Origin of the sequence: Streptomyces sp. NPDC014764 (assembly GCF_043082785.1) — a bacterium.
GTDB lineage: Bacteria > Actinomycetota > Actinomycetes > Streptomycetales > Streptomycetaceae > Streptomyces > Streptomyces althioticus.
Window position 1 is genome coordinate 280,566 of the sequence record NZ_JBIBXY010000001.1, and the last position, 21,777, is coordinate 302,342.

The 21,777-nt window shown below is 73.4% G+C and carries 21 protein-coding genes; 13 read left to right on the forward strand and 8 right to left on the reverse strand.

Annotated features, from left to right (window positions below):
* Positions 1-31: 31 nt before the first annotated feature.
* Both ACF1AG_RS01260 and ACF1AG_RS01265 read left to right on the forward strand, forming a co-directional pair.
* A complete protein-coding gene (locus ACF1AG_RS01260; protein WP_359607088.1) occupies positions 32-970 on the forward strand; it encodes a TIGR01777 family oxidoreductase in 939 nt (312 codons plus the stop codon).
* Positions 971-1,154: 184 nt separating this feature from the next.
* Positions 1,155-2,561 (forward strand): NAD(P)/FAD-dependent oxidoreductase, encoded by a 1,407-nt coding sequence (locus ACF1AG_RS01265; RefSeq protein WP_359607086.1) that lies wholly within the window; start codon positions 1,155-1,157, stop codon positions 2,559-2,561.
* Positions 2,562-2,873: 312 nt separating this feature from the next.
* Here the strand turns inward: ACF1AG_RS01265 and ACF1AG_RS01270 are convergent, their stop codons facing one another.
* Complete coding sequence (locus tag ACF1AG_RS01270; protein WP_359607117.1) at positions 2,874-4,337, reverse strand: regulator; 1,464 nt, start codon at positions 4,335-4,337, stop codon at positions 2,874-2,876.
* A gap of 272 nt (positions 4,338-4,609) precedes the next feature.
* Between ACF1AG_RS01270 and lipB the strand changes: the two genes are divergently transcribed.
* From lipB to ACF1AG_RS01290, 4 genes are all read left to right on the forward strand, one after another.
* Positions 4,610-5,428, forward strand: a complete 819-nt coding sequence (gene lipB / locus ACF1AG_RS01275; RefSeq protein WP_359607118.1) for a lipoyl(octanoyl) transferase LipB — start codon at positions 4,610-4,612, stop codon at positions 5,426-5,428.
* A 71-nt stretch (positions 5,429-5,499) separates the two neighbouring features.
* Positions 5,500-6,489: a lipoyl synthase gene (gene lipA / locus ACF1AG_RS01280; protein WP_359607120.1), complete on the forward strand. Its 990-nt coding sequence runs from the start codon at positions 5,500-5,502 to the stop codon at positions 6,487-6,489.
* A gap of 299 nt (positions 6,490-6,788) precedes the next feature.
* Positions 6,789-6,989 (forward strand): hypothetical protein, encoded by a 201-nt coding sequence (locus ACF1AG_RS01285; RefSeq protein WP_190000288.1) that lies wholly within the window; start codon positions 6,789-6,791, stop codon positions 6,987-6,989.
* Positions 6,990-7,059: 70 nt separating this feature from the next.
* The gene (locus ACF1AG_RS01290) at positions 7,060-7,764 is read left to right on the forward strand and encodes a DUF4191 domain-containing protein (RefSeq protein WP_359607122.1); all 705 of its coding nucleotides are present in this window, start codon (positions 7,060-7,062) and stop codon (positions 7,762-7,764) included.
* 115 nt (positions 7,765-7,879) lie between these two features.
* Here ACF1AG_RS01290 and ACF1AG_RS01295 read toward each other — a convergent pair whose 3' ends face one another.
* On the reverse strand, positions 7,880-8,347 hold the full coding sequence (locus ACF1AG_RS01295) for an RDD family protein (RefSeq protein ID WP_359607124.1): 468 nt from the start codon (positions 8,345-8,347) through the stop codon (positions 7,880-7,882).
* Between the two features lie 210 nt (positions 8,348-8,557).
* On the opposite strand from ACF1AG_RS01295, the gene glnA reads away from it, so the two are divergent.
* Both glnA and ACF1AG_RS01305 read left to right on the forward strand, forming a co-directional pair.
* Entirely contained in the window at positions 8,558-9,967 is a 1,410-nt protein-coding gene (glnA, locus tag ACF1AG_RS01300) for a type I glutamate--ammonia ligase (RefSeq protein ID WP_093767914.1), read from the forward strand.
* Positions 9,968-10,460: 493 nt separating this feature from the next.
* Positions 10,461-10,721, forward strand: a complete 261-nt coding sequence (locus tag ACF1AG_RS01305) for a hypothetical protein (RefSeq protein ID WP_359607126.1) — start codon at positions 10,461-10,463, stop codon at positions 10,719-10,721.
* Positions 10,722-10,727: 6 nt separating this feature from the next.
* Here the strand turns inward: ACF1AG_RS01305 and ACF1AG_RS01310 are convergent, their stop codons facing one another.
* The 6 genes from ACF1AG_RS01310 to ACF1AG_RS01335 form a co-directional block, all read right to left on the reverse strand.
* A complete protein-coding gene (locus ACF1AG_RS01310; RefSeq protein ID WP_391809166.1) occupies positions 10,728-13,280 on the reverse strand; it encodes an FtsX-like permease family protein in 2,553 nt (850 codons plus the stop codon).
* Positions 13,277-14,020, reverse strand: coding sequence for an ABC transporter ATP-binding protein (locus tag ACF1AG_RS01315; RefSeq protein ID WP_359602378.1), 744 nt, complete (start codon positions 14,018-14,020; stop codon positions 13,277-13,279). Before ACF1AG_RS01315 ends, ACF1AG_RS01310 begins: the two co-directional genes overlap by 4 nt.
* A gap of 22 nt (positions 14,021-14,042) precedes the next feature.
* Complete coding sequence (locus tag ACF1AG_RS01320; RefSeq protein ID WP_359602380.1) at positions 14,043-14,486, reverse strand: hypothetical protein; 444 nt, start codon at positions 14,484-14,486, stop codon at positions 14,043-14,045.
* 186 nt (positions 14,487-14,672) lie between these two features.
* The gene (locus tag ACF1AG_RS01325; RefSeq protein WP_359602382.1) at positions 14,673-15,347 is read right to left on the reverse strand and encodes a response regulator transcription factor; all 675 of its coding nucleotides are present in this window, start codon (positions 15,345-15,347) and stop codon (positions 14,673-14,675) included.
* On the reverse strand, positions 15,344-16,612 hold the full coding sequence (locus ACF1AG_RS01330; RefSeq protein WP_359602384.1) for a sensor histidine kinase: 1,269 nt from the start codon (positions 16,610-16,612) through the stop codon (positions 15,344-15,346). Before ACF1AG_RS01330 ends, ACF1AG_RS01325 begins: the two co-directional genes overlap by 4 nt.
* Positions 16,613-16,808: 196 nt before the next feature.
* Positions 16,809-17,123 (reverse strand): hypothetical protein, encoded by a 315-nt coding sequence (locus tag ACF1AG_RS01335; protein WP_359602386.1) that lies wholly within the window; start codon positions 17,121-17,123, stop codon positions 16,809-16,811.
* A gap of 233 nt (positions 17,124-17,356) precedes the next feature.
* On the opposite strand from ACF1AG_RS01335, the gene ACF1AG_RS01340 reads away from it, so the two are divergent.
* From ACF1AG_RS01340 to ACF1AG_RS01360, 5 genes are all read left to right on the forward strand, one after another.
* Complete coding sequence (locus ACF1AG_RS01340; RefSeq protein ID WP_359602388.1) at positions 17,357-17,716, forward strand: ArsC/Spx/MgsR family protein; 360 nt, start codon at positions 17,357-17,359, stop codon at positions 17,714-17,716.
* Between the two features lie 124 nt (positions 17,717-17,840).
* Complete coding sequence (locus tag ACF1AG_RS01345; protein WP_359602389.1) at positions 17,841-18,518, forward strand: hypothetical protein; 678 nt, start codon at positions 17,841-17,843, stop codon at positions 18,516-18,518.
* 289 nt (positions 18,519-18,807) lie between these two features.
* Positions 18,808-19,836, forward strand: coding sequence for a glutamine synthetase (gene glnII, locus ACF1AG_RS01350; RefSeq protein WP_359602390.1), 1,029 nt, complete (start codon positions 18,808-18,810; stop codon positions 19,834-19,836).
* 281 nt (positions 19,837-20,117) lie between these two features.
* Entirely contained in the window at positions 20,118-20,669 is a 552-nt protein-coding gene (locus ACF1AG_RS01355; RefSeq protein WP_359602392.1) for a winged helix-turn-helix domain-containing protein, read from the forward strand.
* Positions 20,670-20,739: 70 nt separating this feature from the next.
* Positions 20,740-21,750 (forward strand): SDR family oxidoreductase, encoded by a 1,011-nt coding sequence (locus tag ACF1AG_RS01360; RefSeq protein WP_359602394.1) that lies wholly within the window; start codon positions 20,740-20,742, stop codon positions 21,748-21,750.
* The last annotated feature ends 27 nt before the right edge of the window (positions 21,751-21,777 follow it).

Here is a 21,777-nt window from a genome sequence, read left to right on the forward strand (position 1 = left end):
ATGTCTTCGCGGGCGGGGCAGGATGGACGTCATGGAACTTGCGCGGATCGCGGTGGCCGGGGCGTCCGGACTGATCGGCTCAGCCCTGGTGCGGTCGCTGACGGCGGACGGTCACTCGGTGGTGAGGCTGGTGCGCCGGGCGCCCCGGTCGGCGGACGAGGTCCGGTGGGACCCGGAGCGGGGCTCCGTGGACGCGGCGGGGCTCGCCGGGTGCGACGCGGTGGTGAACCTGGCGGGCGCAGGGGTCGGCGACCGGCGCTGGACGGACGCGTACAAGGAGCTGATCCGCTCCAGCCGGGTGCGGGGCACGACCGCGCTCGCCGAGGCGGTCGCGGGGCTGCCCGAGGACGTCCGGCCGCGGGTGTTCCTCAACGGCAGCGCGATCGGCTACTACGGCGAGACCGGCGACCGCGCGGTGGACGAGGGCGCGCCTCCGGGCGAGGGCTTCCTGCCGGAGGTGTGCGTGGAGTGGGAGGCCGCCGCGGCGCCTGCCCAGGAGGCGGGCGTGCGGACGGTGTTCGCCCGCACGGGCCTCGTGGTGGCGCCCGGGGGCGGGGCGTGGGGGCGGATGTTCCCGCTGTTCCGGGCCGGTCTGGGCGGGCGGCTCGGGAACGGGCGGCAGTACTGGTCGTACATCGCGCTGCACGACGAGGTGGCGGCGCTGCGTCATCTCCTGGACACCGACGGGCTGTCCGGGCCGTTCAACCTGACGGCGCCCGACCCGCTGACGAACCGTGAGATCACCGCGGCGATGGGGCACGTGCTCCGGCGTCCCGCCGTGTTCGCGGTGCCGGCGCCGGTGCTGCGGGCGGTGCTCGGCGAGATGGCGGGGGACGTGCTGGGCAGCGCGCGGGTCGTTCCGGCGCGCCTGCTGGAGTCGGGTTTCCGGTTCGCCTTCCCGCGGATCGAGGGGGCGATCAGGGCGGCGCTGCAGGGGGCGGGGGCGGGGGCGGCGGGCGACCTCTCCTGATCCCTCTGCGACCGCGTCGTGTCCACCGGGGGCGCGTATGCGACCGTCGTGCGCCCGTGCACTGTGCGTGCGCGCCTGACCCGGCACCAGAGTACGGACCTAACCTCGAGCCGAACTCGGTTATCCCTGGGGCCTGTTGAGGGCATGACGTCTCCAGCGCCCGCGCAACCTCGAGGAGGGGCACGTGCTAGAGCCCACGTACCAGGCGGACGTCGTCGTCGTGGGAGCCGGGGTGGCCGGACTCTCCGCGGCACGTCGACTGACCAGCGCAGGAGTCTCCACCGTCGTCCTGGAGGCCGCCCATGAGACGGGGGGCCGCATGGCGACCGAGAAGGTCGACGGCTTCCGCCTCGACAGAGTCGGCCGGCTGCTGTCCACGGCCTGCGCCGAACTGCACGTCACCCCGGGGCTGGAGGACCTGGTGCTGCGGCCGTTCGCGCCCGGTGTCCTGCTGCACAGCGACGGGCGACATCATCGCGCCGGCGTGCAGCCGGGCAACCGGCGCGCACGTGGCGCCCGGAGCGCGAGGGGCGCACTTCACGCGGTGCGCGCCCTGGCAAGCGCCCCCCTGCCGGGACCGCGCAGGCCGGTCGCGGTGCCCGGACGGCAGGTGTCCGTGCCCCGCCACCGGGCCGGCGCCCCGCTCGGCACGGCGCTGGACCAGGCACGGCTGGGCGCCGCGCTGAACCGGCTGGCGGGCACGTCGGTGGAGCGGCTGCTGGCCCGTCCGGAGACGACCGCCGCCGAGGCGCTGCACGGCCGGGGGCTGCCCGCCCGCACCGTCGACAACTTCCTTCGCCCGCTGCTCGCCGCCCTGTTGTGCGACCCCGGGCTCACCACGTCCAGCAGGTCGGCGGACCTCGCGCTGCGGGACTTCGCGAGCGGGCGGCTGTGCCTGCCGGAAGGCGGGGCGGAGGCGCTGCCCCAGCTGCTGGCGCGGTCCCTGCCGCCGGGCACCGTGCGCACCGGCGTGCGGGTCACCTCGGTCTCGACGACCTCGGTGACCACCGCGGAGCACGGGGAGTTCCGGTGCACGGCCGTGCTGGTGGCGACCGGCGCGCGGGACGCGGCGGAGCTGCTGCCGGGGCTGCGGGTGCCGGACTTCCACCCGGTGACGGTGGTGCACCACACCACCGACGAACCGCCCGGCACGGACGCCTCGCTGCTGCTGGACGCGGACCGGGGCGGGCCGGTGGCGCACACCGCGGTCGTCAGCGCCGTCGACCCGTCCCGCGCCCCGGCCGGCCGCACGCTGGTGACCTCCACGGTCCTCGGCCCGGCCACGGCGGACACCGACACGGCCGTGCGGGCGCACCTGGCGCGGCTGTACGGGGTGGCGACGACGCGCTGGGAGACGCTGGCCGTGCGGCACACCGCGGACGCGGTCCCGGCGATGCGACCGCCGCACGACCTGCACCGTCCGGTACGGCTCCTGGCCGGCCTGTACGTCTGCGGCGACCACCGCGACAGCGGCGCGGTGCAGGGCGCCCTCCGCTCCGCCGACCGCGCGGCCACGGCCCTCCTGACCGACCTGGGCGTGGCCCGCCCCCTCCACACCGCCGACCCCGTCCCCACGGCCCGAGCAGCCTGACCCCCGAACCGGCGCCCGCCGACGGTGAGAACACCCTCGGCGGGTGCCTCCAACCACCCCGCGCAGGCGGCGCCTCCACAGCGCCGGGTGCGGGCGGTCCGTGGCCGGCCGCGCAGTTCCCCGCGCCCTCAGAGGCGCCGCAGGTGCGGGCAGTCGTGCCTCCCCCAGTGCCTTGAGGGCCTGGGAGGCACCCCCAGGGCGGTGGGAGTACCTCCCAGCTCGAGCGAAGCCGAGAGCGGGGGAGGGCGGGCGCAGCGGCACCTCGAAAGCGCCGAGGTGCGCAAGACCCCGCCCGCCCCGCACCCCGGCCTGTCAGGCGAACGTGGTCGCCACCCTGTCCCGGTACGTACGGACCGGCCCCGCGTCCCGGTACGGCTCCAGCCTCCGCTCGAAGTCCCGCACGTACTCCACCGCCCGCACCGACCGCATCTCCCCCGCCTGCGCGGCAGCCTCCGCCGCCAGCTGGCACGCCTGATCCAGCTCCCCGAGCCCGAGCCGCGCGGTGGCGAGGACGACCCGGCAGAACAGCCGGCTGCGGGCATACCCCGGCGCCCGCAGCTGAAGCGACCGCTCCGCGTGCTGAGCAGCCGCCCGGAACTGCTGGAGATCCCGGTGGCAGTGCCCGAACTCGTCCGCGAGCTGGGCCTCGTCGAAGAACCGCGACCAGTGCGGCACCTCGTCGCCGGGCCGCGCCGCGTCCAGCGCGCGTTCCGCGCGGACCAGCGCGGCCGTGCAGGCCCGCACCTCCCCGAGCACCCCGTGTCCGCGCGCCTCCGCGGCGTGCAGCAGGGCCTGGACTGCGGGCGGGGCGGAGCTGCCCATGCCCTGCTGGGCGACCCTGGCGAGCTGCACGGCCTCCCGCCCGTGGCCGAGGTAGACGGCCTGGCGGCTCATGGTGACCAGCACGTAGGCACCGAACGCCCGGTCGCCGGCCGCCTGCGCCAGCCGCAGCGCCTGGACGAAGTACCGCTGGGCGAGCCCGTGCGCGGCGATGTCGAACGAGGTCCAGCCGGCCAGCCGGGTCAGGTCGGCCGCGGCGGCGAAGAGCCGGCGGCCCATCTGCTCGCCGTAGGTGCCGCGCAGCATCGGCTCCAGTTCGTGCTCCAGGTAACGCACGAGGGCCTGGCGGGCGTGCCCGCCGCCGTACGCGTCGTCCAGGGTGCGGAACAGCTCGCCGACGGAGCGCAGCGCGGCGATGTCGCCGCCGGTGACCCGGTAGCCGGGCGCGCGGTCGGCCGCCCCGCGCCGGCGGGCGGCGATCTCGGCCGGCGTCACGGGCCGTACCGGCGCGCGGCCCTGGGCGGGCACCCGGACCGGCTCGGCGCGGCCGACCTTCTCGTCGGGCCGTCCGATCAGCCAGTCGCGGCTGGGCACCACGAGGCCCGCCGAGGTGAAGGCGATCTTCCGCAGCTCGGCGTGGCTGCCGGAGTCCTTGCGCCACAGCCCGCTGACGATGTCGACGGCCTCCTCGGGGGTGGCCGCGAACTCCAGGCCCGCGTAGACCGGTGCGCAGGCGTCAAGTCCGAGGTCCTGGGCGGTGAGCCGGCGGCCGAGGCGCCGGGTGAAGACCTCGGCGATGAGCGCCGGGGTCGTCCCGCGCGGCTGCTGTCCGCGCAGCCAGCGGGTGACGGAGGTCTTGTCGTATCTCAGGTCGAGCCCGTGTTCGAGACCGAGCTGGTCCACGCGACGGGCGAGTCCCGCGTTGGAGAACCCCGCTTCTGCGATGAGCGCGGCGAGCTGTCGGTTGGGGGTGCGCTGCGCGGGTCGTTCCGTCATCTGCGGTGCGGTCTCCTGCCTTCCGGCTGTTGGTCTGTCCGGATTGCCTGTGAGCAGCCCTTATGGCCCGTGGTCGGCGCGAATGTAGCGGAGAGTGAGCACCCGATCGCAGAGATCAACAGGCATTCATCCGATCGTGTGAGGATTGGTCCGAAGCTGACGACTGGGGGCGGCCAGCACTGGCGCCGGCCGACAGCCGGAGGTCCGTCGAACGGTCGTACAGTGGCGTGGGCGCGTTTCGCGCCTGACGACCCTCGAGGGAGGCGTTTGCCGTGGGTGAGTTGCGGTTCGTCCGGATGGGCTTCGGCGACGAGGCGGTCGACTACCAGGTGGCCTGGGACGAACAGCGCCGGGTGCACGCCGCGCGGTTCGCCGACGAGGTGCCCGACACCGTGATCCTGCTGGAACACCCGCCCGTCTACACCGCCGGGCGGCGCACCGAGGACAGCGAGCGGCCCCTCGACGGCACCCCCGTCATCGACGTGGACCGCGGCGGCAAGATCACCTGGCACGGTCCCGGCCAGCTGGTGGGCTACCCCATCCAGAAGCTGCCCCGCCCGGTGGACGTGGTGGCGCACGTCCGGCGCCTGGAGGAGGCCCTGATCCGCACCTGCACGGAGTTCGGCCTGGAGACCACGCGGGTCGAGGGCCGCAGCGGCGTGTGGGTGCTGGGCGACCCGGTCGAGCAGCGCCCCTCCCTCGGGGGGCTCTCCCTGGACTTCGACCCCCGGCTGCAGGACGAGGAGTTCGACCCCCGGCTGAACGGCCCGGAGTACGCGCCCTCCAACGCCGGACAGCGCCGCGAGGACCGCAAGATCGCCGCCATCGGCATCCGGGTCGCCAAGGGCGTCACCATGCACGGCTTCGCGCTGAACGTGAACCCCGACAACAAGTGGTTCGACAAGATCATCCCGTGCGGCATCCGGGACGCCGGCGTCGCCTCCCTGGCGAACGAGCTGGGGCGCGACGTCACGATCGAGGAGGTGCTGCCCGTCGTGGAGCGCCATCTGAAGGACGTCCTGGAGAACGCCGACCTGAGGCCGCGCGTGGTCGAGAAGGCCCCGGTGGCCGTCACCACGTCCGGCGTCTGAGGGCCGTCCGGGCTTTCACATCCACGGGCGTACGCTTGAGACGCCGAAGAATCAATCGCTAGGAGCCGGTCGTGTCCGCAGTCGCACCCGACGGACGCAAGATGCTGCGCCTGGAGGTCCGCAACAGCCAGACCCCCATCGAGCGCAAGCCCGAGTGGATCAAGACCCGGGCGAAAATGGGCCCCGAGTACTCCAAGATGCAGAACCTGGTCAAGAGCGAGGGTCTGCACACCGTCTGCCAGGAAGCCGGCTGCCCCAACATCTACGAGTGCTGGGAGGACCGCGAGGCGACCTTCCTCATCGGCGGCGACCAGTGCACCCGGCGCTGCGACTTCTGCCAGATCGACACCGGCAAGCCCGAGGCGCTGGACCGTGACGAGCCGCGCCGCGTCGGCGAGTCGGTCGTCACGATGGACCTGAACTACGCCACGATCACCGGCGTCGCCCGCGACGACCTGGAGGACGGCGGCGCCTGGCTGTACGCGGAGACCGTGCGCCAGATCCATGCGCAGACCGCGGACCGCGCCGAGGGCCGCACCAAGGTCGAGCTGCTGGCCCCCGACTTCAACGCCGTCCCCGAGCAGCTCGCGGAGGTCTTCTCCTCCCGCCCCGAGGTGTTCGCGCACAACGTGGAGACGGTCCCCCGGATCTTCAAGCGGATCCGCCCCGGCTTCCGCTACGAACGCTCCCTGAAGGTCATCACCGAGGCCCGCGACTTCGGCCTGGTCACCAAGTCCAACCTGATCCTCGGCATGGGCGAGACCCGCGAGGAGGTCAGCGAGGCGCTGAAGCAGCTGCACGACGCGGGCTGCGAGCTCGTCACCATCACCCAGTACCTGCGCCCCTCCGTGCGCCACCACCCCGTGGAGCGCTGGGTGAAGCCGCACGAGTTCGTGGAGCTCAAGGAGGAGGCCGAGCAGATCGGCTTCTCCGGTGTGATGTCCGGGCCGCTGGTCCGCTCCTCGTACCGCGCCGGCCGGCTGTACCGGATGGCGATCGAGCAGCGTCATTCGGCTGCTCCGCAGCGGGACGGCGCGTTCGTCGCCTCCCAGGCGGTCTGAGCGCGGCGGCGGCTGTGCCGCGGGACCTCATCCACGTCACCGCGGGCCTGCCCCGTCGTCCCGCCGCCATGCTGTGAATTCACGCACAAGGCCCTACCTGCGGGTAGTGGCCGAGAGAACGCGGTCCCGGCCGTCCTCCCAGTTGAGGGCACAGGCCGGGGCCGCGTCGGCGTTCCGGTCCCCGGTGCGAAGGCTTCATGCCTGTTTGACCGGTCGGTCACGCCCTGGTAACACCAGGCAGTGACCCTGGTATCACCGCACGCCACCATTGCCCGCCGGCATCGAGGGAGACCGTCACCATGCAGGCCGCGCCCGTCCGCGCCACCGCCATCCCGTCCCTCACCACCGCTCTGCGCGCCGTCGAGTCCCTGCTGATGAGCGGCGGCCAGCGCACCGCACGGCGCAACGCCTGGACGTCCGTGCTGGAGGACCGCCGACGCGCCAAGGACCGGGTCGAGGCACAGCGCGTCCTCGACCAGAGCCTGATCGCCCGCCCCTGAGCCCGGCCGCTCCGGGCCGACCCCGGCACTGCCGTCGAACGCGGTCCGGGGGACACGTAGACTTCATGCCATGGCGAGGAAGGAAACCGCAGCGGACGCTGCGAACCCCGGGCGACTGAAGCAGATCGCCCTGACCTACAAGATGACCCGCAGGGCCGACAAGAAGATCGGTCTTGTACTCGCGGCTGTCGGAATCGTCACCTTCGGTGTCTTCCTCGCGATCGGTTTCTTGATCGGGCACCCCATCTATCTCGGCCTCCTGGGCTTCCTGCTCGCCTTCCTCGCGACGGCGATCGTGTTCGGCCGCCGTGCCGAACGGGCGGCCTTCGGACAGATGGAGGGACAGCCCGGCGCCGCCGCGGCCGTGCTCGACAACATCGGCCGAGGCTGGACGACGACCCCGGCGGTCGCGATGAACCGCAACCAGGATGTGGTGCACCGCGCGGTCGGCAAGGCCGGCATCGTGCTGATCGCCGAGGGCAACCCGAACCGGGTGAAGAGCCTGCTGGCCGCCGAGAAGAAGAAGATGAACCGCATCGTCGCGGACGTCCCGGTGCACGACCTGATGGTGGGCACCGGCGAGGGCCAGGTGGAGCTGAAGAAGCTGCGCACCACGATGCTCAAGCTGCCCCGCGTCCTCACCGGCCCGCAGGTCACCGCGACCAACGACCGGCTGCGCGCCCTGGGCGACCTGATGAGCAACATGCCGCTGCCGAAGGGGCCGATGCCCAAGGGCATGAAGCTGCCGAAGGGCGGCGGGCAGCGCGGCCGCTGAGCCCCGTACCCGTACGTGAGCACGACGACGGGGGCGCCGGAATGGGATTCCGGCGCCCCCGTCGTCGTGTGTCGGAGCCGTCGTGTGTCGGACGTCGCGTGCCGGCCGAGCCGGATCAGATCCGCACCTCGACCGTGCGGGCCAGCCGGTCGTGCAGGCCGCGGCCGTCGCGGTCCCAGACGAGCGCGGGGATCGCGAGGCACAGCAGCAGCGAGCGGAGCAGGCCCCGCAGCGGCTGGACCCGGCCGGTGTCCAGAGCGACCACGCGCAGTCCGAAGAGCCGCTTGCCGGGGGTGAAGCCCACGGTGCCGACGGTCAGGGCGCTCAGCACGAGGAAGACCAGCAGCGCCCAGTTCCCGGTGCGGGCGTCGTAGCCGTCGGTGAACAGACCGTATGCGATCAGGAGGCACAGGCCCCAGTCCACGGCCAGGGCGCCGAGCCTGCGGCCGGGGCGTGCGATCGCGCCCGGTCCCTGCTCCGGAAGCCCCAGCTGCTCACCCCGGTAACCGAAGTCGGCACCGGCCTCCTCCATGGCCGCGCGGGGGCCGGACAGCCATGATCCGATTGCTTGCCTGTTGTCCACCCGTCCACGGTACTGCGACCGGATATGACCGGGAGACGGCGGGGTGCGCCGGGGCTACCGTGGAAGAGGCGCTGGTTAACTTGTGCGAAACAAACGGGTCACGCCCGAGAAATGACCCGTCCCTAGGGTCGAGTGCAGCGTGTGCCCCCCGCACTGGCCGCACGAACGATCTACCACCCCGGCGGGACGGTCGGGAGTAGGAGGAGCTGGATGTTCCAGAACGCCGACGAGGCCAAGAAGTTCATCGCGGACGAGGACGTCAAGTTCATCGACGTCCGCTTCTGCGACCTGCCGGGCGTGATGCAGCACTTCACGATCCCGGCGTCGGCCTTCGACCCGGCCGAGGAGCTCGCCTTCGACGGCTCCTCGATCCGCGGCTTCCAGGCCATCCACGAGTCCGACATGGCGCTGCTGCCGGACCTGTCCACCGCGCGGGTCGACCCCTTCCGCCGGGACAAGACGGTCAACATCAACTTCTTCATCCACGACCCGATCACGGGCGAGCAGTACTCCCGTGACCCGCGCAACGTGGCCAAGAAGGCCGAGGCGTACCTCGCCTCCACCGGCATCGCCGACACCGCGTTCTTCGGCCCCGAGGCCGAGTTCTACGTGTTCGACAGCGTGCGCTTCAAGACCTCGGAGAACGAGTCCTTCTACCACATCGACTCCGAGGCGGGCGCCTGGAACACCGGCGCGCTGGAGGACAACCGCGGTTACAAGGTCCGCTACAAGGGCGGCTACTTCCCGGTACCGCCGGTCGACCACTTCGCCGACCTGCGCGCCGAGATCTCCCTGGAGCTGGAGCGGTCCGGCCTTCAGGTCGAGCGCCAGCACCACGAGGTGGGCACCGCCGGCCAGGCCGAGATCAACTACAAGTTCAACACGCTGCTCGCGGCCGCCGACGACCTGCAGCTCTTCAAGTACATCGTGAAGAACGTCGCCTGGCGCAACGGCAAGACCGCGACCTTCATGCCGAAGCCGATCTTCGGTGACAACGGCTCGGGCATGCACGTCCACCAGTCGCTGTGGTCGGGCGGCGAGCCGCTCTTCTACGACGAGCAGGGCTACGCCGGCCTGTCGGACATGGCCCGGTACTACATCGGCGGCATCCTCAAGCACGCGCCGTCGCTGCTGGCCTTCACCAACCCGACGGTGAACTCCTACCACCGTCTGGTGCCGGGCTTCGAGGCGCCGATCAACCTGGTGTACTCGCAGCGCAACCGCTCCGCGGCCATGCGTATCCCGATCACCGGCTCGAACCCGAAGGCCAAGCGCGTCGAGTTCCGCGCCCCGGACTCCTCCGGCAACCCGTACCTGGCCTTCTCGGCGCTGCTGCTGGCCGGCCTGGACGGCATCAAGAACAAGATCGAGCCGGCCGAGCCGATCGACAAGGACCTCTACGAGCTGGCTCCCGAGGAGCACGCCAACGTGGCCCAGGTCCCGACCTCCCTCGGCGCGGTCCTGGACCGCCTCGAGGCCGACCACGAGTTCCTCCTCCAGGGCGACGTCTTCACGCCGGACCTGATCGAGACGTGGATCGACTACAAGCGTCAGAACGAGATCGCCCCGCTCCAGCTGCGTCCGCACCCGCACGAGTTCGAGCTCTACTTCGACGTGTGACAGCGCCCCAGGTCGGAGCGGGTGACCGCTCGCCCGGGCCGTCCGTGGGCCGTCGGCCGTGCTCTTCCCACCAGGGAGGGACACGGCCGACGGCCTTTCGGTCTGCCGGAGGCCGTCTGCCGGAGGCCGTTCTTGCCGCTGCCGTGCGCGGGTGGTGGCGTCGGCCCATGACGGACCGCCGACGCACGGCGTCCGCTGCCTGGTGGCTCGTGGCGGCGGCCTGAACGGCTGGTGTGTTCGGGCTCGGTGCGGTGGTGTGGCACTGGGTGAGGGGCATGTCGTGGGTGACCCGCTCGCGTTCGCGTCGAAGCTGACGGTGAGCGTCCTGGTGAGCCTGTGGCTCTCCGCCGCCGTCCGGCGGAGAGCCGGCCGGGTCGACGGTTGACGCCCGGCCGTCGCGGTGCTTCCCCGGGCGGTGTCCGGAATGCTTCCCTCCGGGCCGGTGGGGAGGGATCCTGAGGGTGACACGGTTGTTCGAGAGAAGGTCACGGGGATGTCCGAGCGGGACGACGAGGAGCGCGAGTTCGATCTGCGGTGGGCGGACGGCGCCGAGCACAAGGAGCCCTCGGCCCGCGCGCGGATGCTGGCCGCCCGCTGGAAGGAGAACCCTCCCGGACCGGTGCCGTTCCGCGCCGAGCCCGAGCACCGGGGGCGGCCGGCGGTACGCCGCCCGTGGGTGTCGACGGTGCTGGTGCTCGGGTGTGTCGTCGCGGTGATCCTGCTGCTCGGGTACGCGGGCGTCGGCCCCTACTGACACGGGTCAGTCGCCCTGGGCGACGGCGACCGTCGGCGGGGTGCGGGAGGCGCGCAGGGCGGGGACCGTGCCCGCCGCCGCGGTCACCAGCACGAGGGCGGCGAGGACCGTCGCGAGCTGCCCCGCCGGCACCGTGAACGGGGCGCTCACCTCGGCGGCCCGTACCACCAGCCACGAGTACGGCAGGCCCAGCGCCAGGCCGATGACACCGCCCAGGACGCCGTAGAGGGCGCACTCCAGGGTGACCATGCGGTGCACGGCCGCCCCGCCGAGGCCCAGGGCGCGCAGCAGACCGAACTCGCGCCGGCGCTCCACCACCGTGAGGCTCGCCGTGGTGGCGACGCCCGCGACCGCGACCAGGACGGTCAGGCAGAGGAGCAGGACCACCGTGGTGGCCGTCGTCCGCAGGTCGTCGTCCGAACCGGTCCGCGTGGCCGCGTCCTCGGCGAGGACCCGGCCGTCGCCGCGCTCCGGTCCGGTGAGCGTCTCGGTCACGGCCCGGTGGGCGCGGGTGCGGCCCTCGGCGCCGTCCCCGGCCGCGTTGGCGGTGATCAGGGTCGGTGCGGGTCCCGCCCCCAGTCGCGTGAGGTCGGCCGGAGTCACGAAGAAGTTCGCGCCGTAGGGCCCGGCGCCGGGCAGCGTCGCCGCCACGGTGAGCCGCACGGGGCGCCCCTCCGACGTCAGCGTCACCCGGTCGCCCGCCTCCACGCCGAGGCGGTGCGCGTGTTCGGCGTCCACGACGACCTGCGCGGGCCCGAGCCGGCCGAGGGCGCCGGTGCGGGCGGCCAGGCCGGTCCCGGATCGGACGGTGGTGAGGTCCAGGTCGGTCGCGGTCGCGCTGCGGCCGTCGTCGGCCACCTCCGCCGTACGGAACGCCGTCACGTCGGTCAGTTCGGGGCGGGCGGCCAGGTCGGCGACGAGCGTCCGGTCCAGCCTGCCGCCCTCCCCCGCGTACAGGCGGAGGTCCGCGGGGGCCTCCAGCGTCCGCTTGTACCGCTCGTAGGTGTCCAGGCTCGCGAGGCAGGTCAGGGTCGCGCCGACCAGGCAGACGCCGAGCGCCACCACGACCGAGACGGAGGCGGCCCGGCCGGGCGCTCCGCCGACGCCCGCGACGGCGAGCCGGCCCGCCGCCCCCGTACGGCGCAGCGGCACCGCGACGGCCGACAGCACCGGCCGGACCAGCAGCGGGCCGAGGGCGATCAGCGCGAGGAAGGCGAGTCCGCCGGAGATCACCACGAGGGTCAGCGCCCCGAACCGGTCGTACGCCGGGTCGCCCGGCTCGGGCAGACCCGCGTACTGCTGCCGGGCGAGGAGCACGGCGCCGGCCGCGCACAGGACGCCCAGCACGGTCCGTCCGGTGCCGCTCACCGTGCTCCCCTCCGACGTGGCGGTGCGCAGCGCCTGGAGCGGGGAGACGCGGGAGGCGGTGAGGGACGGGGCCAGGACGGCCAGTACGGCGAGGAGCGCGGTGCCGAGCACGGTGAGGGCGGCTTGCGGCAGCGGAAGCGCGGCGGGGGCGGACAGGTCGTTGCCGAACCGGCCGGCGACCGGGGGGACGAGCCGCGCGCAGCCCCAGGCGGCGAGCACACCGGCCGCCCCGGCCAGCAGACCGACGACCGCGCCCTCGGCGACGAGGGCCGCCGCGAGCCGTCGCGACGTGGCGCCGACGGCGCGCAGCAGCGCCAACTGCCGTACGCGGCGGGCGAAGACGATGCGGAAGGTGGAGGTGGCGACGAGCACGGCCGCGCCGACCGCGACGGCGAGGAAGACGCCGGCCAGCTCCAGGGTGTCGCTCGCGTCGGCGACCGCCGCACGGGCCTCCTCGTCGCGCACCTCGTCCCCGGACCGTACGACCGCGCCGGGCACCGCCTGCCGGATCCGCTCCGCCGCGTCCGTGGCCGCGCCGGGGGTCTCCGTGCGGACGTCGACGCGGGAGTAGCCCGGCATGCCGAGCAGCCGCAGCAGGTCGGGGCCGGGCGCGTACCCGGTGGGTTCCCCGGTGCCGGTGGCGGTGGCGCGGACGACGCCGCTGACCTCGACGGGGACGCGCCGGGCGCTCTCGCCGTCGGGTGTGGGGAGCAGCAGGGTGAGGGACGACCCGGGGGCGAGCCCGTACGCCTCGGCGGCCCTGGTGTCGACGGCGATCCTGCGCGGGCCGGCGGGGTAGGCGCCCTCGAGTGGCCGGACGCGGGCGAGGGGGCCGGCGCCGGGGTCCGCGGCGAGGGCGAGGTAGCGGTCGGCGGCGCTGCCGCCGACCGGGGCGCCGCCGTCGACCCGTCCGACGGCCTCGGTGACTCCGGGCGTCTCCCGGATCGCGTCGAGACCGGCCTCGCCGATGTCCGCCGCGTCCTTCCCCGTGACGACCAGCGACACCGCGTCGGGGGTGCCGCGGAACCGGTCGACGACGGTCGCGGTGACGATCTGCTGGGCCATGACGGCCCCGAAGACCACGAACGCGGCGATCAGCAGCGACAGCCCGGTGGCCGCGAACCGGCCCGGTGCGCGGAGGAGTTCGGCCACCTGGGAGCCCAGGACGGTCGCACGCCAGGGGCTTCTCACCGCAGCCTCCCGAGAGTGTCGTCGGGGGCGGTGTCCTCGTCCCCCGCCAGGCGTCCGTCGGTGAGGGTCAGCACGCGGTCCGCGTACCGGGTGGCGGCGGGGTCGTGGGTGACCATCACGACCGTCTGGCCGAGTTCGTCGACCGCCCGGCGCAGCATGGTGAGCACCTCGGCGCCGGCCCGGGAGTCGAGGTTGCCGGTGGGTTCGTCGGCGAAGACCACGGCGGGGCGGGCGACCAGCGCGCGGGCGACGGCGACCCGCTGCTGCTGCCCGCCGGACAGTTCGGCGGGGCGGTGGGACAGCCGGTGGGCGATGCCGAGCACCTCGCACAGGTGGTCCACCCGTTCGCGGTCGGGGCGCCGGCCGGACATGGTGACGGGCAGCACGATGTTCTCGTAGGCGGTCAGCTGCGGCAGCAGGTTGAACGACTGGAAGACGAACCCGATGCGCTTGCGGCGCACCCGGGTCAGCTGCCGGTCGCTCAGCCCGGTGAGCTCCGTGCCGTCGAGGACGACGCTGCCGGAGGTGACGGTGTCGAGTCCGGCGACGCAGTGCATGAGGGTCGACTTGCCGGATCCCGAGGGGCCGACGACGGCGGTGAACCGGGCGCGGCGGACGGTGACGGACACCCCGTCGAGGGCGCGGACCTCGTCGGCGCCCTGGCGGTAGGTCTTCACCAGCGCGGTGGTGGTGACGACGTCGTCGGGTGCGGGGCCGCTCGCGGCGGCGTGGGCGGTCATGGCGGTGCTCTCCCCCGGCCGGTCAGGAGCCGAGCGGCGGCAGGGTGAGGATGACGCCGGAGTCCACGCAGTGGCCCCGGGCGTCCTCCTGAAGGCTCTTCAGTTCCTCCGCGGACGGCGCGGCGGCGGGCTCCCCGGCGGTCTCCAGCGCCCAGCCCTCGTAGCGGGAGATCTTCGCACCCAGGTAGCCGTCCTCCATCGTGGCGCGGCGTTCGTCGCCGGTCGCCTTCCACCACTTCTCCGCCTCCGGCGCCGGCCCGGCGGCGACCTCCGCGCCCTCGGTGACGATGCGCTGCGCCAGCCGGCAGTCCTCGGCGGACGCCTGGCTCAGCTCGTTGCGGTCCTGCCACCAGTAGGCGCCCCCGGTGGCCAGGGCGGCGACGGCCGCACCGGCGACGGCGCCGAGGATCAGGCGGTTGCGCCTGCGGTTCTGCTGGTTCGTGGGTGTGCCGGTGATGGTGGCCATGGGGTCCCTCCCGTGTCTTCTCGGCCGCGTCCTGCGGCACCGAAGAGTCTGGGATCCGGGGGCCTGTGGCGGATCGGCCACGTATCCGAGATCGGAGGCGGCCCATCCGGTACGTCGGGCGGGGCGCGGCCTCCCCCTGAGGGGGCAGGGCGCGGGGGCGCCTCTGCCCCCTCAGGGGGAGGCGGCTCAGGAGGACGGACGCACCAGGCCGGACTCGTACGCGAAGACGACGGCCTGGGCGCGGTCCCGCAGGTGCAGCTTGGCCATGAGGTTGCCCAGGTGCGTCTTCACGGTGGCCTCGGCGACGTACAGTTCGGCGGCGATCTCCGCGTTGGACAGGCCCCGGGCGACCAGGCCGAGCACGTCGCGTTCGCGGCCGGTGAGCAGGTCGAGCCGCTCCGGCTGCCCGTTGGCCGGGGCGAGCCGGTCCGAGACGCGGTCGAGCAGCAGCCGGGTGATGCGCGGGGCGACCACGGACTCGCCGGCGGCCAGGACGCGGATGGCGTGGACGACCTGGTCGGCGGGGGCGTTCTTCAGCAGGAAGCCGCCGGCGCCGGCGCGCAGGGCGGCGAAGGCGTCCTCGTCGTCGTCGAAGGTGGTGAGGACGAGGACGCCGGGCGGGTCGTCGCGGCGCATCAGCCGCTCGGTGGCCTGGATGCCGTCCATGACCGGCATGCGGACGTCCATGATGACGACGTCCGCGTCGACCGTGTCGAGCAGGTCGAGGGCCTGCTGTCCGTTCTCCGCCTCGCCGACGACCTCGATGTCGTCCTGGCCGGCCAGCACCATGGAGAAACCGGCCCGGATGAGCGGCTGGTCGTCCACCACGGCCACCCGGATCGGCCTGTCGGTCCCCGTCATCGCTCCGTCCTCACACGATCCTCCGTGGCCACCGGCGTCTTCGTCCGCACCGGGATCGACGCCCGTACCTGCCATCCGCTGCCGAGCCGGGGGCCCGCCTCGAAGGCGCCCCCGGCCAGTTCCACCCGCTCACGCATCCCGACCAGTCCGTTGCCCCCGGACTTCCCGACGGGGGCCTTGCCCGCGAGGGCGCCGGCCCCGTCGTCGGTCACGTCGATCAGCAGGGTGCCGTCCTCCTCGCGGACGCGGATGCCGGCGCCCGCCCCTGACCCGGCGTGCCGGAGGGTGTTGGTGAGGCACTCCTGGACGATCCGGAACGCCGTCATCTCCTCCGCAGGCGACAGCCGTCCCTCACCCACGTCGACGGAGAGGTCCACGGTCAGTCCGGCGGCCCGCGCGCGGTCCGCGACGACCTCGATCTCGTCGAGGGTCACCAGCCGCCGGTCCTTCCCCGCGCCCTGGGACCCGGCCCCGCCCTCACGCAGCACCCGCACGATGCGGTGCATGTCGTCGATGGCGTCCCGGCCGGTCGCGGCGACGGTCTTCAGCGCGGACTCCGCCAGGTCCGGCGACCTGCGCAGCACGGCCCCCGCGCCGTCGGCCTGGAGGATCATCACGGCCAGGCTGTGCGCCACCACGTCGTGCAACTCGCGTGCGATCTCCGCGCGTTCGCGGGCCGCGGCGAGCCGGACGCGCTGCTCCTGCTCCCGCTCGGCGTGCCGGGCGCGGGCGGCCTGGCTCTCGGCGTAGAGGCGGCGGGTGTGCAGGGCGAAGGCGGTGAGCCAGACCGTCAGCGTCAGACCCCAGAAGATCAGCAGGGTCTGGCCGTCACCGGTCCCCTCGATGCCCAGGGACGGCACCCCCGACGTGGCCACGGCCGCCGCCAGCAGCACCGCGCCGCCCGCCGCGTACGGCATCCAGGGGGTCCGGGTGTGGTGGACGACCGACATCATGGCGAACAGCACGGCCATGTCGTACGCGGCGGGCGCGTACGCCTTCGGGATGGCGCCGGAGGGGTCGTGCAGGAGGAACTGCACGAGGGCCAGCCCCATGACGACCGCCATCACGGTGGCGGGACGCCTCCTGCGGAACAGCAGCGCCAGGGCCATCAGGGCGCCCAGGAGCAGGTCGTAGTCCCCGGCGTAGTCGTACGCCGCGATCAGGACCGCCAGGGCGAGCGCGACGTCGACCGCGCGGCCGAGGACGCGTGCGTACCGGCCGGACGGCGTGATCCACGGAACCGGGGCCGTGCTCTCCTCGGTCAACCGTCCTGCCTCTCTCCTCCACCGGGCACGGCCCGGCAAGTGCCGTGCCGCCGCCGTGACTTCGGGGTGGCCGGCACCCCGACGCCCATACTGCCTCAGCCCGCGCCCGGACCGGGCACGCCGGTGCCGGGCGACCCCACGGGGGAGACGCCCGGCACCGGACGCGGGCACAACGGCTACGGGCCGGCAGTTGCGCTCAGCGGCTGTAGCGCATGAGCGCCCGCACCATGTGGCACGTGGTGTCCGACGGCGGGTGGACGCCGATCAGCTCGGCGGCGCCGCGGATCGTGTCGTTGCGCGCCTGGCTCGGGTGGTACACGCCGGAGTCGAGCAGGGCGATGGCGAGGCGCATCGCCTTCAGGCGGCGGTTGTGGGTGACGTACCACTCGCGCGGGCGGCCCGGCGGCAGCGGGCTCTTCTCCACCGGTGCGCAGGGCAGTTCGAGCAGGACGGGTCGCTTCGCGGTGGACTGGACGGGCAGGGGCTTCGGCTTGAGTGCGGCAGCGGGCATACGGGTCCTCCTGTCGCGGTCGGGGCCGTCGTCCGGGGTCCACGGCGACCTCGGCGATTCCCTCGAACACTGCTTCCATTCTACGGGCCGCCACTGACAATCGGCAGGCCCGCTTCGGCCATCAAAGACGCAGGTCGACTTGGGTTTTGAGACCTCGGGACGGATGGTGCGGGAGGGACGCGCGGGCGGCCCAAGAATTCGAACAAACAGGGGTGCGGCGTACCGTGTGCGGCATGGAGATCTGGATCAACCCCGCCTGTTCCAAGTGCCGCAGCGCGATCAGCCTGCTCGACGCCGAGGGCGCGGACTACACGGTCCGCCGCTACCTGGAGGACGTGCCGAACGAGGACGAGATCCGGGAGGTGCTGGAGCGGCTCGGGCTCGAGCCGTGGGACATCACCCGGACCCAGGAGGCGGTGGCCAGGGATCTGGGGCTCAAGGAGTGGCCGCTGGACGCCGGGGCGCGGGACCGCTGGATCGCGGCGCTGGCCGCGCACCCGAAGCTGATCCAGCGGCCCCTCATCACCGCCGACGACGGCACTGCGGTGGTGGCCCGCACGGAGGACGCGGTACGGGACGCGCTGTCCCGCTGAGAGCCCTCCAGCTCAACACCCCTGTGACGCAGGCCACTTCGGCGACTTGGGCCGGCCGCTGAGCAACTCCGTTCGGTATCTCGTACATAGCGGCGTACGCTCCCCCGATCCATTGGAGGCGCGCATGTCGCGCAGGAGAAGTCTCGGCCCGAAGAAGAAGCTCGCGCTGCTGGTGAGCGCGGCCACGGTGGCGGGCGGCGGCGCCTTCGTCATGGCGACCACGTCCAACGCCAGCCCGCCGGCCGCCACCACCAAGTCGGCGGCGGACTCGACGGTCTGCCAGGGGCTGGCCACCGCACTCGGCAACAACGAACGGTTCATCGCGGGCCAGCGGACCGACCCGGACGCCCAGTCCGAGGCACGGATCGCCAACCGTGAGGCCGTCATCGCGCAGATCAAGGTGCAGCAGCAGGCGTCCGGGTGCACGGTGGGGGAGTCGGCTCAGGGCTCCCAGCCGGCGCAGCCGGGGCAGCCCGCACCGTCGCAGCCCGCCGCGGGCGGCCAGGAAGGACAGGCGGGGCAGGACGGGCAGGCGGGCGGCGGCGCCGCGGCCGGTGAGCAGGTGTGCAACGGCTCCACCGTCACCCTGTCCGGCGAGGCCGGCGCCCCGGCCGCGTCCAGCAACCAGTTCCCGGCCGGCACCAGACTGAAGGTCACCAACCTGGACAACAACAAGTCCACGACGGTGGAGGTCACCTCGGTGTCCGGCAGCTGCGTGCTGCTCAACGACGCCGCCTTCGAGCAGGTCCGCGAGCCGGGCAAGTTCCTCATCCGCCGGGCCGTGATCGAGAAGGTGGGGTGACGCCCACACAAGGGTGAGGTGCGGGGCCCGCCGCTCGGGGAAGGAGCGGCGGGCCCCTTCACGTCCGCACGCCTTCACGCCCCATCGCATACATCCGACCCCCCTCCCCCGCGCCCTCACGGAGTGGCGCCGGGCACACGGGCGTCCGGTAACACGGGGTTCACACATGGGCAACGGTCGGGAAATCGCCCGTTGACATGCTGCGGTGCATCGACGGCGGCGCCCCAGTGCCGCAGCGCCGCAGCATCCGCACCAAGCGCGCCCAGACCCACCCCGAAGGATGTGGACCGTGAGCTTCAAGGCCGAGTACATCTGGATCGACGGCACCGAGCCGACCGCCAAGCTGCGGTCCAAGACGAAGATCCTGGGCGACGACGCGAAGGGCGCCGACCTGCCGATCTGGGGCTTCGACGGGTCCTCCACCAACCAGGCCAAGGGCCACGCCTCCGACTGCGTGCTCAAGCCGGTCTTCGTCTGCCCGGACCCGATCCGCGGCGGCGACGACGTCCTGGTGCTGTGCGAGGTCCTCAACACGGACATGACGCCGCACGAGTCCAACACCCGTGCCGCGCTGGCCGAGGTCGCCGAGAAGTTCGCCGCCCAGGAGCCGATCTTCGGCATCGAGCAGGAGTACACCTTCTTCAAGGACGCCTACCCGCTGGGCTTCCCCAAGGGCGGCTTCCCGGCCCCGCAGGGCGGCTACTACTGCGGCGTCGGCTCCGACGAGATCTTCGGCCGTGACGTCGTCGAGGCCCACCTGGACAACTGCCTGAAGGCGGGCCTGGGCCTCTCCGGCATCAACGCCGAGGTCATGCCCGGCCAGTGGGAGTTCCAGGTCGGCCCGCTGGCCCCGCTGGACGTCGCCGACCAGCTCTGGGTGGCCCGCTGGCTGCTCTACCGCACCGCCGAGGACTTCGGCGTCGCCGCCACCCTCGACCCCAAGCCGGTCAAGGGCGACTGGAACGGCGCCGGCGCGCACACCAACTTCTCCACCAAGGCGATGCGCGAGTCCTACGACGCGATCATCACCGCGGCCGAGTCGCTGGGCGAGGGCTCCAAGCCGCTGGACCACGTCAAGAACTACGGCGCCGGCATCGACGACCGCCTCACCGGCCTGCACGAGACCGCCCCCTGGAACGAGTACAGCTACGGCGTCTCGGACCGCGGCGCCTCGGTCCGCATCCCGTGGCAGGTCGAGAAGGACGGCAAGGGCTACATCGAGGACCGCCGCCCCAACGCCAACGTCGACCCGTACGTGGTGACCCGTCTGCTGGTCGACACCTGCTGCACCGCGCTGGAGAAGGCCGGCCAGGTCTGATCCGCGCCGCACGGCCCCCGAGGGGCGTCCACCGGAAGGTGGGCGCCCCTCGCGCCGTCTGCTTCAATGGACCCATGGCCGGCTTCCGCACCCACCACGCGACGGGTCGACGCGACCTGGAGCCGTTCTGGCCTTCCCGTCAGCACCACGACTTCGACCGGGTGTGTTGTCGCACGACGAACGCGCCGGCCCTGTAACGCCCGGAGTTCCTGCCGGCCTTCGGCCGCCGCGCACCGCGTACGTCCCTCGACGAACCCTTCGCGCGAAAGAGCTGACGTCCCATGGCGACCACCCCTTCCCTCTCCTCCCCCGTTCCCGCCGCCGTCCCGCCCGCCCGTGCCCGGCTGCGTGCCGTCGACCGGGACGACGTGGCGGCCGTCGCGCGGCTGCTGCCGCCCGGCGCCACCTTGCTCCCCGCCCCGCCGGACGCCGTGCCCGTGCTGCCCGGCCGGCCGCGGATGGTCGGCTACCTGGTGCTGGTCCCCGCCGACCGGCAGCCGCCGTTCCCGCAGGCCGAGCCGGCCGACGCGACGGACGACGCCGACGCACTGGTCCGGGTCGACCCGGTGCGCCGCACCGCCGAGGTCGACGGACGGCAACTCGACCTGACCTACCTGGAGTTCGAGCTGCTCGCCCACCTCGTGGCGCATCCCGACCGGGTCCACACCCGGGACCGGCTGGTCTCCACGGTGTGGGGGTACGGCCATGTCGGCGACGGGCGGACCGTCGACGTCCACATCGCCCGCCTGCGCCGCAAGCTAGGCCCCGAGTTCCGCGACACCATCCGGACCGTGCGCCGCGTCGGCTACAAGTACGTGCCGGTGCGGCGCTGAACGCCCGGTCCGGTCTGCCGACAGCAGATCGCCCTTCCTCCGTGCCACCCGGCCGGGCAGAGTCGGCGGTATGAGACTTCTGTTGCTGGGTGGTACGGAGTTCGTGGGCCGGGCCGTCGCCGAGGCGGCCCTCGCGCGGGACTGGGAGGTGACCGTCTTCCACCGCGGGCGGCACGAAGCGCCCCCGGGCACCCGGGAGCTGCTGGGCGACCGCACCGAGGTGGACGGGCTGGCGGCGCTCGACGAGGACCCGGGCACGTGGGACGTCGTCGTCGACACCTGGTCGTCCGCCCCGCGCGCGGTACGGGACGCGGCGCGGCTGCTGCGGGACCGCGCCGGACGGTACGTGTACGTGTCGAGCTGCTCGGTGTACACCTGGGCGCCGCCCGCCGGGTACGGCGAGGACGCCCCCGTGGTGGAGGGCGCCTCCCCGGACGCCGACGTGACCGACTACGCGCGTGACAAGCGTGGCGGCGAGCTGGCCGCGGTGGACGCCTTCGGCGCGGACCGCTCGGTGCTGGTGCGGGCCGGGCTGCTGCTCGGGCCGTACGAGAACGTGGGCCGGCTGCCCTGGTGGCTGAACCGCGTGGCGCGCGGCGGTCCGGTGCTCGCCCCCGGCCCGCGGGACCTGCCGTTGCAGTACGTCGACGGGCGTGACCTCGCGGAGTGGATCCTCGGCGCGGCCGAACAGGGGCTGAGCGGGCCGTACAACCTGATGTCGCCGCAGGGGCACACCACCATGGGCGGGCTGCTGGAGGCCTGTGTGCGGGTGACCGGCGGGCCGGCCGAGCTGCGGTGGACGGCGCCCGAGGTGATCCTCGACGCCGGGGTGGAGCCGTGGACCCAGCTCCCGGTGTGGGTGCCTCCGCACAGCGACATGCACGACGCGCTGCACTCGGCCGACGTCTCCCGGGCGGTCGCGACCGGGCTGCGCTGCCGGCCCGTCGCGGAGACCGTCGCGGACACCTGGGCCTGGCTGCGGGACATCGGCGGCACGGCACCGCAGCGCCCCGACCGTACGGTCAAGGGGCTCGACCCGGAGGCGGAGGCGAAGGTGCTGGCCGCAGCCTCCGGGGTATAACGAACTCCCGGTGCTCACAGGCCTGTT

Bases quoted from the DNA above. Each gene is read 5' to 3' on its own strand.
- ACF1AG_RS01260 (WP_359607088.1), top strand. From the start codon at position 32: ATGGAACTTGCGCGGATCGCGGTGGCCGGGGCGTCCGGACTGATCGGC.
- ACF1AG_RS01270 (WP_359607117.1), bottom strand. From the start codon at position 4,337: ATGACGGAACGACCCGCGCAGCGCACCCCCAACCGACAGCTCGCCGCG.
- ACF1AG_RS01285 (WP_190000288.1), top strand. From the start codon at position 6,789: ATGCAGGCCGCGCCCGTCCGCGCCACCGCCATCCCGTCCCTCACCACC.
- ACF1AG_RS01290 (WP_359607122.1), top strand. From the start codon at position 7,060: ATGGCGAGGAAGGAAACCGCAGCGGACGCTGCGAACCCCGGGCGACTG.
- glnA (WP_093767914.1), top strand. From the start codon at position 8,558: ATGTTCCAGAACGCCGACGAGGCCAAGAAGTTCATCGCGGACGAGGAC.
- ACF1AG_RS01305 (WP_359607126.1), top strand. From the start codon at position 10,461: ATGTCCGAGCGGGACGACGAGGAGCGCGAGTTCGATCTGCGGTGGGCG.
- ACF1AG_RS01315 (WP_359602378.1), bottom strand. From the start codon at position 14,020: ATGACCGCCCACGCCGCCGCGAGCGGCCCCGCACCCGACGACGTCGTC.
- ACF1AG_RS01320 (WP_359602380.1), bottom strand. From the start codon at position 14,486: ATGGCCACCATCACCGGCACACCCACGAACCAGCAGAACCGCAGGCGC.
- ACF1AG_RS01325 (WP_359602382.1), bottom strand. From the start codon at position 15,347: ATGACGGGGACCGACAGGCCGATCCGGGTGGCCGTGGTGGACGACCAG.
- ACF1AG_RS01335 (WP_359602386.1), bottom strand. From the start codon at position 17,123: ATGCCCGCTGCCGCACTCAAGCCGAAGCCCCTGCCCGTCCAGTCCACC.
- ACF1AG_RS01340 (WP_359602388.1), top strand. From the start codon at position 17,357: ATGGAGATCTGGATCAACCCCGCCTGTTCCAAGTGCCGCAGCGCGATC.
- ACF1AG_RS01345 (WP_359602389.1), top strand. From the start codon at position 17,841: ATGTCGCGCAGGAGAAGTCTCGGCCCGAAGAAGAAGCTCGCGCTGCTG.
- ACF1AG_RS01355 (WP_359602392.1), top strand. From the start codon at position 20,118: ATGGCGACCACCCCTTCCCTCTCCTCCCCCGTTCCCGCCGCCGTCCCG.
- ACF1AG_RS01360 (WP_359602394.1), top strand. From the start codon at position 20,740: ATGAGACTTCTGTTGCTGGGTGGTACGGAGTTCGTGGGCCGGGCCGTC.